The organism is [Phormidium] sp. LEGE 05292, assembly GCF_015207735.1.
In the GTDB taxonomy this organism is placed as follows: domain Bacteria; phylum Cyanobacteriota; class Cyanobacteriia; order Cyanobacteriales; family Aerosakkonemataceae; genus Floridanema.
Window position 1 is genome coordinate 1 of sequence record NZ_JADEWG010000174.1, and the last position, 12090, is coordinate 12090.

Sequence of the window (12090 nt, forward strand, 5' to 3'; positions counted from 1 at the left end):
GCGGATAAACAAAAAGGCTAAGTAACTTAGCTGATGAGTCACATAAAAAAAGCGTGTTAACTGACAGCCTAAAGCCACCACAAAACACGCTAGAACTGACTCAATTACTGAGCGATTAATGTCCATATTTTAAGGCTAATATTTGTTTCTTTTGGTCTAGTTGTTTCTGCATTACTGACAAATCGACTTTCCACTCTTGCGCCGCCGCTAAGTACTTCTGACTTTGGTACTCGCTACGCAGCTTTTCAAATTCAAAGTCAGAAGCAGCTTGTAATGCTTTCTGATTTTCCACACCTGCAAGTGCATTCAACCTCTCAATTAACGATTGTGTCTTTTCCCTTTCAAAGTTTAACTGCTGACTAGTTTGCTGGACTTTCTGGGTATTAATCTGTTGCTGTAAGTTGAATTTTTCACTGTCAGATTGAGTTTTTGATTGTTCGTAGTTCAGCCTAACTTGTTCCTGATTGGTGCGTTCTTTTTCAATGGCTGTCTTGGTTTTTAGCCTGACATTCTCTTGCTTCATTCTCTCCAATCTTGAGAGAGCATTATTAACAGCTTGTTGCTGTTGTGCGGCGCAAATCTCAGGGGAAATTTTGATTTCACATTTACAAGTTCCACACATTTCTATCTACCTCCAGACAAACCTAAAACACTAAATTCAATTTCGGGAACGTTCCGATACTTAAGCTGAAATAGCTTGTTATTATTCTCAAAGTCGATTTTGGCTTGCTGCAATTTCAAAACTGCATCTTTACCCTGTACCATTAGACTCTCACGATTAATCAGAGTCATCGCTTTCTCGAAACTTAAGTTATCGGTCGTTTGAATAACTTTTTGTTCCAGAATGTCGTTGTCTAGTTTGGCTTTATTTAGTTGCAGTTGTGAACGTCTAATTAGTTCTTTGCTTGCTTCTACATCAATCTTTTTGGCGGTTAGCTTGTTGGTTTCTATTTGTTCATCACACAAGGTTTGCTCATACTTCAAACCTCTGATACGTTGCGAGACTACTTCAGTTTGATATTCAAATTCAAATGCTGTCATTGATTGCGGCATTATTTACCATCCTTTTTAAAGTATTGGTCACAAAACCTACGCGCCAAAGTATCTTTTCTTCTGATAAATTGCTTGTGGTTTTCGATTATTTGGTTGGCTTTGGCTATTTCTGATTGTTGGGCTTTGAGTTCAGTATTAAGTCGTGATATTTCGATGTTCTGTTGCCCGTTTACCCAGAGACAGCCTGCAAAAAAGCCAATGATTGATGCGGCGAAAAACCCGAATGATTGAAGGCTTAACACTTCCATGATTCCTCCTTTGTCGGAGTTAAAAATTCAATAATTCATTTTGTTTGAGTAATTTGCGGCCCAATTGTGCGGATTAATTGAGGGGTAAATCTGATGATTACCATTGTTAAATTGCACAGAATTAGCGCCGCTATTACTACGCCTATTGGACTAATATTTCGGCTTTTGATGTCTCGTCTGAACTTGAGAGCAACAAGGCATTTGATAAGCCATTTGTAGGCAGCGATAAAAAATTTTCTGACACTATCTCGAACTCGCAATCCAATGCTTCTTTCAGATTTTCGAGTTTTGACTTTGACTTGCTGTTAACTGTCCAGTTGCCGTTCTGGATTCTGTCAACTGCCTTGTCAACTGCTTTTGAGAGAATGCCCTCTGCAATTCTGTCTCCCAAAATATCGGACAATGCCGCTAAGTTGTCTTGCAGCTTGTCCCCAGTGGGAGCAGTAGCAGTTTGTTCTGTCGTTTGATTAGTTGATTGACCTTGCTGTGATTGGGCATACTTCCGAGAAGCACTAGCAACTGTGGCACGTTGATCGGCTTTCATCAGTTCCACAACTGCGTTCACGGCTTTATCAGTGGCAGTAATGCCATGCTTGGCTAATTGGGCTTCTATTTGCTGGCGACGGTTCTGTGATACAGACATTGGCTTGACTCCTAAAATCCATTAACTCTGAGATATTCAGCGCAACGTTCAACGGGCATTTTGTTGACGCGGCGTAACTCGCAAAACTTCTGCAACGCTGCTACGGCTTGAGGGGTAAAGCCAGGTTCACCCTTCTTTCTGTCGAACTCTTTGCCTAATTTCTTTTGGAGAATTGCAGCGTATCTCCTGAGTGTTCTGGGAGATACCGAGAGCATCTGGCATACGTTATCAAACGAGAAATAAGTGATTTCTGCGTAAACCATATTTTATGAGGGTTCTAGAGATTTGTTCTTTGACCGTTAATTGACCGTCTGTTGGCTTTGGATTGTCCTGCCTATGTCCGGTTAGATGTCACGGTCAAGCCGACTGACTGACCGGGAAACATTTCACGGTCAATGGATGGTCTTTAAAAAGCTGGTGTGATGCCAGGGTCTAATTGATTCATAATTGGATAGCCTCTAGGAATTTTTGAGGTAAGCCAGTGGGGAAGTTGCAAGCTAGCCACTGGCTTTTGACGTTTACGGATTCAATATAGCATAGGTTTCTACACCGAGTATTAACTTTTGCGATAAACTTTAGTAAGTGATTCAATGAAGAGGTAAACCTCGTGATAGCTCCAAAAATTAACACTACAGTGCCCTCTAAATTACCTAAAGTAACTTTTTACCTACCTGAACAATTACGGAGAGATCTAGAAAAGCTTGCCAAAATTCGACGTAGATCTATGAGTAATTTGATAGTTGTTTTACTGGAAAATGAAGTGAAACAAGCTAAAGATTCTGGGGAGTTTTACCAAGAAATAGAATATTAAAATTACCTACTCAAGATTTCAGCATTATTGTTTGTTATTCTAAATTAGTGGGGAAATAAATTATTTAATCACTATACCAGTCTTCACCGCCTGGCAATTGAGTGAAAAAATCATCGACAATTTCAGGCAAATCTTTAGCTGAATAAGTGTATGTTAATTCAATCAGTTTTTGAGCCAATTCAATCACCTGCTCTTTATCTAATCTAGCGGCAAGTTGTTTTGGTTTTAATTGTCCGTTCAAAACTTCTAAACTGGCTGGACGAATCCCTGCTTCTAAGTTTTCTTCAAAGAAAGGTTGCCATTCATCAGCATTGATGTAATAGGAAGTTTTATTGTCTTTGAGATTTAGCTTTTTAATTTGGCGAATTGAATCGTTAATTGAATTTGCCCAAGAGTTGGTTAAACGTTGCTCAATTTGATTTTTAATTAAGTGAATCATTAACCGTAAGAGAAAGGATTCGATATTCCGAATAATCGCTTGTTTACTCATCCCTTCTAGTTCGTCCACAATTGCCAAAGCTTCATCATATCTTCCTGCTAAAATGCTGCTTCTTAAATCTAGGAGTTCTTGTGTCATGGTCAATTTATCCCTAAGCTTTATTTTTTATTATTTACCCAAAGCAGCTTTTAGTGACGCTATTTCTTGGGTAATTGCTTTGCGATGAGCTCTTTCTTGATTTAATGCCTCAACTAATTGCTGAGTATGTTCGTTAAGGCGGTTTAATTCTTGTTGTAACTGCTGCCATTCTCTAGGGGTTGGCTGGTTAGTTAGTGGAGGTTGTGTGATAGGCTTTTTTAGATTACCTCCACTAACTCGTTCTCGGACTGGCACGGCGGCGGCGGTCTGGTTTTCTTCTTTTATTGCCAATGCTTCCAATTGTTTAATTCGTCTGGTGAGAAGTTGGATCTGATTGCGTCGTGCGATCGCTCCTACAGCACGCTTATATTTTGGACTCTTAGCAGTTCCCAAATAGCATTTCATCTTCGCCACTCCCTGTTTACCAGAACTGTTAGACTTGGGCGCAGTTTCCATCAGACGGTAGTAGGTGTAATGCTTTCCATTCGCTTTGGGAACTACAAAACTTGATACCCAAGTATTAGGTGCGGCTACTTCTCCTGCGGCTTCGATTTGTTGGATTTGCTGATAAAGGGTGGCGATGCGGGCAGAGGTATCCATTGGGTGTAGTTAGTGGAGGTTGTTTTATTAACACTATCATATCACCTCCACTAACTTTTGCCCAGGAGCAGGGCAATTATTCTAAAATTTAAATCTGATTCCACACGCTTTATTTCTCCAAGATGGACAATCTCTACACTTTCAAATTCAATCAAAGCGAAACTTTCAGCGCCCTTTGTCAAGGATTAATTGACCCAGTGGAATACTATGAGGTCAGAAAAGAACTATTTTCTTTATCTTTAATGGCAGATTATGACCAACTGGTATGTTTACCTGGACTGACCAAAATCGACAAGCATTGGTATCAAATAGAAACTGCCAGAAAAGTGCTCAGACAATTGGGCGGACGTGCTTTATTGGCTGATGAAGTAGGACTGGGGAAAACTATTGAAGCGGGACTCATCTGTTGCGAATATCTTGCCAGAGGTATGATTCAATCTCTACTAGTTCTCACTCCGGCTTCTCTCGTCTCTCAATGGCAATCGGAATTGCTAGAAAAATTTAACATTGATACCGTCACTACTGATGATACCGGACGACAAGTTCCCCCGGAAGAATTTTGGACTTCACATCATCGCATCATTGCTTCCCTTCACACTGCTAAATCTGCCAAACATTATTCTCACGTTACGCAAAGAAATTGGGATTTAGTAATTGTTGATGAAGCGCATCACTTAAAGAATCGTACCACTCTTAATTGGAAACTTGTTAATGCTTTAAATAAAAGATTTATTTTAATGCTTACCGCGACCCCAGTACAGAATTCCTTAGTAGAATTATTTAATCTTCTCACCCTACTTAAGCCGGGATTATTGAAAACTGAAGCTGCTTTTAAGAAAGAATATGTTAATTCCAAAAATGGACGAGTTCCGAAAAACCCGGAAAAACTGCGTCAGTTAATGCGAGAAGTTATGGTGCGTAATACTCGCTCTTTGGTAGATGTTAAATTACCGAAACGATTTGCTACTACTATCACTGTTACTCCTTCTTCTGGGGAGGAAAAACTTTATCAAGATTTAAACCAATTTTTACGTTATTCTGGCGAAAAGCTAGATAGATTATCTACTACTAATTTGTTAATGAGGGCGGGTTCTTCTAGTCGTGCTTTAGCTGAATCATTGAAGAATCTATCCCAAAGATTGCCGGATGAGGAACTGAAAACTTTTACCCGGCGTGCTGCCCAAATTAAACAAGTAGAAAAGGCGAAACGATTGGTGGAATTGTTAAAGCAATCTCAGACTAAAACTATTGTTTTTACTACTTTTAGGGCTACGAGTAGTTATTTAGCCGAAACTTTCCGCGAAGCTGGGATTTCTTTTGCCCAATTTTTAGGGAGTATGTCTTTAAAGGAAAAAGATGCGGCAATTGATGCTTTTAGAGATAATGTTCCGGTTTTGTTGGCATCGGAAACTGGTGGTGAGGGACGTAATATTCAGTTTGCTTCGGCAATTGTTAATTACGATTTACCTTGGAATCCGATGAAAATAGAACAGCGGATTGGTCGAATTCACCGCATTGGACAAACTCAAGATGTGTTTATTTTTAACTTTTGTCAAAAAGGGAGCATTGAGGAATATATTTTACGCATTCTTCATGATAAAATTAATATGTTTGAGTTGGTGGTGGGAGAAATAGAAACTATTCTGGGTAATGTGGATGAAGAGTTTGATTTTAGTGAGGTGATAGTTGATATTTGGTTAAAGAATCAATCAGCATCTACGCTAAATACAGCTTTTGAACAGTTGGCTGATGATTTAATTAAAGCCAAAGATAACTATCGAGAAACTAGTGAGTTGGAAACCCAGATTTTTGGGGAAGATTTTGAGGCTTAATGTGTAATTTAGTGAGTTAATAATCTACGATGAATTCCGAGCCGATTTTACAAACTTTAGCAAAACTGGTGGAGTTATATGATGGAGTGACAGAAGTTAGTGATTCCCAAACTTTGCGTGTATTGCTTACAGAAAATATTGCTAAGGCTTTGTCTGTAGATTCTGAAGTTACTTTTAGTACTAAGGCTGATGTTCCGAATAGTTATTTTGTTAGCTACCATTCGGAATTGCTGAATAAGTTGGCTTCGCTGTTAGCTTGTCGGGGAAGTGTTACTGCTTTGGGAGTTAAGTATGATGGCTATTTGAAAACTACTGGCTTTGAGAAATTGGTGATTTCTAAAATAGTGCCGCAAAATGGTTTAATTCGCTATTTGGAAGCTAGTCCATCTATGACTCGTTATCTCTGGTGTCATGTTGCTTATACGGCTAATGCTGATGAGAAAAGGATTGGCATGGTTGATTTTATGATTAATGAGTTAACTGGGGTAACGCAATTGGATATTGGTGATGCTTTATTGTGGACTAGCGATCGCGTTCCCGTTGATAATGATGATATTAGGCTGGTAATGTCGGCAGATGAGTTATCTAGTTTAATTGAAAGTACGGCGGCTAAGTTGGTAAAAAACGATCTTAATAATTGGTATAACAAGTTAAGTAGAGCTTTAAAGCGTGATGAAGAAAGGTTGGATAGTTATTATGAATCAATTAGTCAGGAGATTCAACGCAAAATTCTTTCTAAGGGTTTAGAAGGTGAGGATAAGGAGAAGGAATTAGCGCGAATTGACGCTACTAATAGAGAGTTATTTAGGAAAAAAGCTGATGTGCGGGAACGTTACGCGCTGCAAGTAGATGCTTATTTACATAGTGTGATGATTATTCATTTACCCACCGTGCATATTAAATGTGAGTTAACTAGAAAAAAGGCGAAACGAGTTGTTACTTTGGTATGGAATCCTTTTTCTAAGAATATTGAACCTTTACGTTGTGAGGTAACGGGTACACCTGTTTATAGTTTTTATTTAGACGATCGCTATGCCAAAATTATTTCCCCTACTGTCTGGGGAAGTTTGTAATACCTCCCCGCTTTTCACCTCCTGGTAGTTCGTCATTATTGTAGAGATAAGAGTATCTAAAAATAATAGAAATATCAAAATTTACTCCCATTCAAAGACGAAACAATATTTTTTTGTTTGCCAAACGAAAATATTCGTTGTTTATTCTCTAGAGGTTGGTTGGTTAGTAGAGGTTGGGCAATCGGTTTTTCTAGATTACCTCCACTAACTCGTTCTGGGGCTACTGTAGCGGCGGCAGTCTGGCTCTCTTTTTTTAATGCCAGAGCTTTTAATTGTTCAATTCGTATGGTTAGAACTTGATCTGATTGCGCTGTGGGATACGCCTACGGCAGGCTACGCCAACACAGCTTGAGCACGCTTGTATTTGGTTGGGACTTTTCCTAGTTCCCAGATAGCATTTCATTTTGGCAAATCTCTGTTTGCCAGAACTTTTCGACTTCGGTTTGTTCGATTTGTTGATAAAGGGTGGCAATGCGGGCTATGGTATCCATTGGTTGCAGTTAATGGAGATTGTCTAATTAGCTCTATTATCCCACCTCCACTAACTTCTCTGCTTTAGAGAACAGAGTAAAGAGCTACTCATTGGATTCAAAGCGAGGATGAGGTGCAAGTGTCTCCTCTAAATCTGCTAGTAGCTACATTAACCATTCAATATTACTATCTACCTGGTTTTTTAGCTGATTTGTCATAGCTTCTTCACCAACAAATATGGCACACCTTTGGCTAGTTTGATTAATAAAGTTTGGAGAAGGTGTGCAGTGCTGTAATCCTTGTTCTGTATGAATTTGAGGCTTCAAGATTTCATTCCAATTTAATACCGTCTTTTCCCCACAAAGCAGTTCTTTATATCGTGCCCCAATGCAGCTATAGATAGCTAAACGGTCTGGGTCTTCTAGCCAAGCTGAGTCTAACCGATATGTCCAGATTCGATTAATTTGATTACTGCGAGTCTTTAACCCTAAAGATGCTAAAATTCGTCCCAAATATTCTGTAGGGTTGGATTTTCCAACTCTTATTCCTATCGCTCTTGCTACAGAAGGCTTTTTACCTGCTTCCCAGAATGCAATAACTTCAGGAGAATTTTTATTCCAAATTTTACCAGGCGAAAGAAATTGTAAAATTCCCAACGACAACAAAGTTTTGATTTTTAACCATTTACTCCTGTGAGTAGTCAAATTCATTGTTTTAGAACTATCAGGTTCGTTTTCATCAGTAAAAACTTTAAGTAATTTAAACCATTTACTTTGTTGTAACCGTTGGGCAATTTCTGGATGTTCTAATAACCATAAAATTTCTATTTGGCTAATTAGTCTTCGCTTTTCATATTTGACTAAACGAATGAATTCAGGACGCAAAATATTACTGCAAACTTCTCTGGCAACTATGTTATTTATCTCTTGGTTCGCTGTTAAATTAGGATCTTTTTCAACTGAATGAATATTTAATAGATTTTCAGTAAACATTACTTGACTTTCTCTTTGGATTTGAGAAGTATTAGATGAATCTAAAAATTCTTGAATAAAATTAGGTTCTTGCTGATTTGATTGGTTTAATTGTATACAATTAGAAATTGTAACAGGTTCGTAAATGATAGTTTTAATTACAGCATTTTCAATTCCTGGCAATCTTTCCAACAATCTACGACGGGCAATTTCACATCTGTCTTGCCAATTAGATTCAAAAGTAGCAGACTTTTTATCTGCTTGGAAAGAGGAAATATCTTGAGAATTATAAATATCTAAACAAATTCTATCAATAATTGAGGTTTTGCAATCATCATAATCTGGTACTGATGCTTGAAAACCTTTCACAGATTTTACCTCATATCCACTGACTACCAAAGCTTCTCTCAAACAATCTCTTAAGTTGTTTCTCTCGTAATTAGCTTGAGCGATTAACTCACATTCATGTTTAAAATGTGAGTTTTCAGAAAGGCTTATAAGTTGTTTAGCTATTTCTAATATTTTTTTCCCCGTGTCTAATTCGCTCAATATAGTGGTAGCATCATCTAAGACATATTCGATTATTTCTTGTATTACTCTTTGAGCGTTAGAAGATTTAGAAATTTCCTTAGATTCTAATCCCTTAAGAGCACAAAATACATGAAGGGAAGCTTTTGCATCTCTGATTCGTCCTATAATTTGTAACTGTTGGTTAGTCAAAATTACGCCAAAGAAAAGATAGTAAATATCGCTGAAATAATTTTGAATATTGATATCAAGACCTGCTTCTGCTGAGGGAGAGTATAGAAAATACTTTGGTTTATGTTTGAGGATAAAAGCTTTGGGATCTTTTAAGAATTCTTTTGCCCAACGTTGGTTAATTGTGGTACTGTCTAATCGGAAACCTTTGATACCTTTATCTTTCAAAAGTTTATCCAAAGTTTCGACAGCGTTTTGGGAATCTGAGCCAACAGCTAAACAATTTGGGTTATTTAATATAGCTGAGATTACACAAGAACTGTCAGTTAAACGTAATTTACCGCTAGCATCTTCTGAACCCTCATAAAATTCAACTTTTCCGCGATTTCCTTGGTATTCGTTTTCAACTATTAGCAATTTTCTTGGTTCATTTAATAAACATTTAAGGTAATTAATTGTTAAATCTGAAAGGTGACCATCCAAACAAAATATTCGCTCGGCTCGATTGAGGAGTTCCAGTAGAAGTTCTTTAACTTTTTGGCGATAATAATTAATAGCTGTATTAGCTTGGAATAATGCTTGTATTACTGATTCTAATTCATCTATAATAATGTTTTTGCCATTAAAATATTCTGGTTCAAAATAAATTAGGCTATCAATACATAAAGCAATTTTTGATTGAGGATCTCGCAGAAGAATCTCTTCTGGTTGATTTTTTATTTCGGTTTGGAGATGGTAAAATTCTGGACATTTAGCACAAAATTGTAGCAGAATTGAATTGCGATAACTGATGGTTAGCCATCCTTCATCTTTTAAAGTTTTAACATATTTAATAACTTGATGCGTTTTTCCAGTTCCCAATCCCGACTTGAAGAAGCTTAAAGTTTTAGATTCAGGTAGAGGAACCGAAAGATATTGTTGGTTGATAGTTAAAGTTGGGGAAAGTTTCCTTTTATTTTGCCAATTTAACCATGCTTGATCGAGCTCAAGTTTCTGTTGTTTTGATGGAAAATAACATTGCTCTGATTGGGTTTTATGTGGCGTTGTCTCCTGTACGGAAGTTGGTTCTGGTTTATAACTCGGACAGTGTTGAATAGCGAGGGCTTCAAATTCTTTCCAGGTCAAATACTGAATTTGTTCTCGATTTACACCTTCATCAATGTCGGAGTCTTTATTTTTGTCAACCTGCCCCCACCAAGCGAATTTAATTGAGATGCCCCATTCTGTGAGTAAGTCTTTAATTTTGCGCCATCTCAATATGACGTGACGGTTGCTTACATCTCCCGCGTCTGGGTATACTTCAACTTCTTTTTTGCCTTCAACATATTGTCGCAGTTGTTCAGGGGAATTGTAGAATTGTCCGCCAGAAGCGCCGACAAATATCTGTCCTAGTAGATTAGATGCTATCTTGGGTTTGAAGTTTACCCCTTCAGCAAGTCCAATAGCTGGTCTGAGAACTATACCATTGTCGGGACAGTAGTAAGCTAACGGATATTCGCCGCTGGGTAGTTTGGAAGCACCATCCCATCCTGCCCATTTATAGCGTTCCCGATCGTCGTTGGCGTTGCGGCGTATTTGGAATCCGATGAACTGCCCAAGGTTGTCAGAAATGGGACAGGCTACTCCTTCGTCACCATGTTTTAACCAGAATTTATCTCCACTAACACCGGGAAAATTGAAGGGAATACCTGGTGGTAGTTCTGGGAAGGCACTTAGAGAAAAATAACAACCTTCGTCAATTTGCTGGTTAGTTAAACCGCGATCGCGAAGCCGTTGTCGATCTGCGGTTGATAGCCCCCAGTATTTATGCAATCGGCGAATGGCTCGATCTCTCTGTTCTATTGACAGAGAGTTAGCTAGCTTGTCCCGCTCTATTTCTTCTCTGTGTTGCTTCTGCCTTTCTTTTTCTTGGAAGTACTGCTGTTTTTCCTGTTCTGTCCAGGTAGACGAATTTTGGGGAAGTTCTTCCCACGCTATGTACTTTCCCCACAGTTCATTTTTAGTCAACCCAAGATACTTGTGACTTGCGGTGTCACCGCTATCAGGCTGCTTCATGCACAAGTGTAGAGTTACCAGGGTGTTATTTAAGGTAATTTTTCCGGTTCGGCAGTCTCCTTTGAAGTTACCGCAAATTGAGCAAGCAGCGCTGCGTTTAGTGGGGATGAATCCTTTACTCACTATCGTTCACCCCTTTGGCATTTCAATTTCATCGGTGCATCTAGATACATAGCTATTGACTTCCACAGTTAAAGAAATCGAGCTTTCCTAGAGTACCGCCTCGGTTTTTTTCTACTCAAAAACTACTCACCGATCAATATGATCAGGAAACTACTCAAGCCTCAAACCTTTACCATATAAGAGTTCCAAAAAAACGATCTTTCCACGAGGGGGCATTATCTCTCCGCGAGGGGGCTATGAGTGGAATGGCAAGTCTGTTAAGCTACAACCTTTGCCCTGTATGATTTAGGGACGATTGTTATCTTTGGAGAAGGGGTGTTATATTCAGATAAAAAAAAATGGGCTACCAACCCAAACCGAGATAACCAATAGCCAATAACTTTATTAGGGACAGGGATAATTCAATTCCAAAACTTCTTTGAGTTTAGGAAGGTGCTTTGAATGAATCGGCTTGTCTGGATCAATTTTTTCTAAATCTCTCACCCAACTTTGACTCATCCCGATCGCCTTAGCTAACTGTCTTTGATTCATACCAATGGCTATCCGTGCCTGCTTTACGATCGCTCCTGTTAGTTTTTCTGAAGAAGATAATTCTTTAATTAGGGAACTTTTCGTTTTTGTTCGTGCTGCTGATGGTGTTGTCTTGACTCTTTCTACAGTACGGGTTTGTCTATGCGCAGAATTACTTTGAGTTTTAGCTTGAGAAGATTTTTTAATTTTCTGGGATTTCAAGCTTTCGGATTGATTCAAAAGTTTTTGAATTTCTAGAGGAAGTGAAAATTTTAATAATGCTGGCAAAAAATAGTTGGCTCTCCCGTACCTGTGGGGATAAGTAAATCTTATTTAAATAAACAAGCTAACAGCTTTTCTCGCAAAGATTCAAAGCTTTTAAAGCCATAGCTTTGTCGAATAATGAGCTTAATTCTATTATTAA

Annotated in this window: 12 protein-coding genes; 3 read left to right on the top strand and 9 right to left on the bottom strand. The window is 38.4% G+C overall.

The genetic code is table 11. The features are described from left to right. Positions 1 to 115: 115 nt before the first annotated feature. From IQ264_RS28070 to IQ264_RS28090, 5 genes are all read right to left on the bottom strand, one after another. Positions 116 to 622 carry a hypothetical protein gene (locus IQ264_RS28070; protein WP_193985170.1) on the bottom strand — a complete coding sequence of 169 codons (507 nt, stop codon included), beginning with the start codon at positions 620 to 622 and terminating at the stop codon, positions 116 to 118. A gap of 2 nt (positions 623 to 624) precedes the next feature. Beyond that, positions 625 to 1053, bottom strand: coding sequence for a hypothetical protein (locus tag IQ264_RS28075; protein ID WP_193985172.1), 429 nt, complete (start codon positions 1051 to 1053; stop codon positions 625 to 627). Then, positions 1053 to 1301 (bottom strand): hypothetical protein, encoded by a 249-nt coding sequence (locus IQ264_RS28080; RefSeq protein WP_193985174.1) that lies wholly within the window; start codon positions 1299 to 1301, stop codon positions 1053 to 1055. Before IQ264_RS28080 ends, IQ264_RS28075 begins: the two co-directional genes overlap by 1 nt. Positions 1302 to 1443: 142 nt before the next feature. Continuing rightward, positions 1444 to 1944 (bottom strand): hypothetical protein, encoded by a 501-nt coding sequence (locus tag IQ264_RS28085; protein WP_193985176.1) that lies wholly within the window; start codon positions 1942 to 1944, stop codon positions 1444 to 1446. Between the two features lie 11 nt (positions 1945 to 1955). Continuing rightward, entirely contained in the window at positions 1956 to 2207 is a 252-nt protein-coding gene (locus IQ264_RS28090; RefSeq protein ID WP_228061883.1) for a MerR family transcriptional regulator, read from the bottom strand. A 344-nt stretch (positions 2208 to 2551) separates the two neighbouring features. On the opposite strand from IQ264_RS28090, the gene IQ264_RS28095 reads away from it, so the two are divergent. After that, on the top strand, positions 2552 to 2755 hold the full coding sequence (locus tag IQ264_RS28095; RefSeq protein WP_322744822.1) for a ribbon-helix-helix domain-containing protein: 204 nt from the start codon (positions 2552 to 2554) through the stop codon (positions 2753 to 2755). Positions 2756 to 2819: 64 nt separating this feature from the next. Here the strand turns inward: IQ264_RS28095 and IQ264_RS28100 are convergent, their stop codons facing one another. Both IQ264_RS28100 and IQ264_RS28105 read right to left on the bottom strand, forming a co-directional pair. Continuing rightward, complete coding sequence (locus IQ264_RS28100) at positions 2820 to 3332, bottom strand: DUF29 family protein (protein WP_193985205.1); 513 nt, start codon at positions 3330 to 3332, stop codon at positions 2820 to 2822. A 30-nt stretch (positions 3333 to 3362) separates the two neighbouring features. Next, positions 3363 to 3932, bottom strand: a complete 570-nt coding sequence (locus tag IQ264_RS28105; protein ID WP_193985207.1) for a hypothetical protein — start codon at positions 3930 to 3932, stop codon at positions 3363 to 3365. A 122-nt stretch (positions 3933 to 4054) separates the two neighbouring features. Here IQ264_RS28105 and IQ264_RS28110 point away from each other — a divergent pair, with 122 nt between their 5' ends. Together IQ264_RS28110 and IQ264_RS28115 are read left to right on the top strand one after the other, a co-directional pair. Next, a complete protein-coding gene (locus IQ264_RS28110) occupies positions 4055 to 5764 on the top strand; it encodes a DEAD/DEAH box helicase (RefSeq protein ID WP_193985209.1) in 1710 nt (569 codons plus the stop codon). A 29-nt stretch (positions 5765 to 5793) separates the two neighbouring features. Then, entirely contained in the window at positions 5794 to 6837 is a 1044-nt protein-coding gene (locus tag IQ264_RS28115) for a hypothetical protein (protein WP_193985211.1), read from the top strand. Between the two features lie 635 nt (positions 6838 to 7472). On the opposite strand, the gene IQ264_RS28120 is transcribed toward IQ264_RS28115, so the two are convergent. Further along, positions 7473 to 11156, bottom strand: a complete 3684-nt coding sequence (locus IQ264_RS28120) for a plasmid replication protein, CyRepA1 family (protein ID WP_193985213.1) — start codon at positions 11154 to 11156, stop codon at positions 7473 to 7475. A gap of 384 nt (positions 11157 to 11540) precedes the next feature. Beyond that, positions 11541 to 11954, bottom strand: a complete 414-nt coding sequence (locus IQ264_RS28125; RefSeq protein ID WP_193985215.1) for a helix-turn-helix domain-containing protein — start codon at positions 11952 to 11954, stop codon at positions 11541 to 11543. Between the last annotated feature and the right edge of the window lie 136 nt (positions 11955 to 12090).

Excerpts from the sequence above, each read along its gene's own strand:
- IQ264_RS28070 (WP_193985170.1), bottom strand. The coding sequence starts at position 622 with ATGTGTGGAACTTGTAAATGTGAAATCAAAATTTCCCCTGAGATTTGC.
- IQ264_RS28075 (WP_193985172.1), bottom strand. The coding sequence starts at position 1,053 with ATGCCGCAATCAATGACAGCATTTGAATTTGAATATCAAACTGAAGTA.
- IQ264_RS28080 (WP_193985174.1), bottom strand. The coding sequence starts at position 1,301 with ATGGAAGTGTTAAGCCTTCAATCATTCGGGTTTTTCGCCGCATCAATC.
- IQ264_RS28085 (WP_193985176.1), bottom strand. The coding sequence starts at position 1,944 with ATGTCTGTATCACAGAACCGTCGCCAGCAAATAGAAGCCCAATTAGCC.
- IQ264_RS28090 (WP_228061883.1), bottom strand. The coding sequence starts at position 2,207 with ATGGTTTACGCAGAAATCACTTATTTCTCGTTTGATAACGTATGCCAG.
- IQ264_RS28100 (WP_193985205.1), bottom strand. The coding sequence starts at position 3,332 with ATGACACAAGAACTCCTAGATTTAAGAAGCAGCATTTTAGCAGGAAGA.
- IQ264_RS28105 (WP_193985207.1), bottom strand. The coding sequence starts at position 3,932 with ATGGATACCTCTGCCCGCATCGCCACCCTTTATCAGCAAATCCAACAA.
- IQ264_RS28110 (WP_193985209.1), top strand. The coding sequence starts at position 4,055 with ATGGACAATCTCTACACTTTCAAATTCAATCAAAGCGAAACTTTCAGC.
- IQ264_RS28115 (WP_193985211.1), top strand. The coding sequence starts at position 5,794 with ATGAATTCCGAGCCGATTTTACAAACTTTAGCAAAACTGGTGGAGTTA.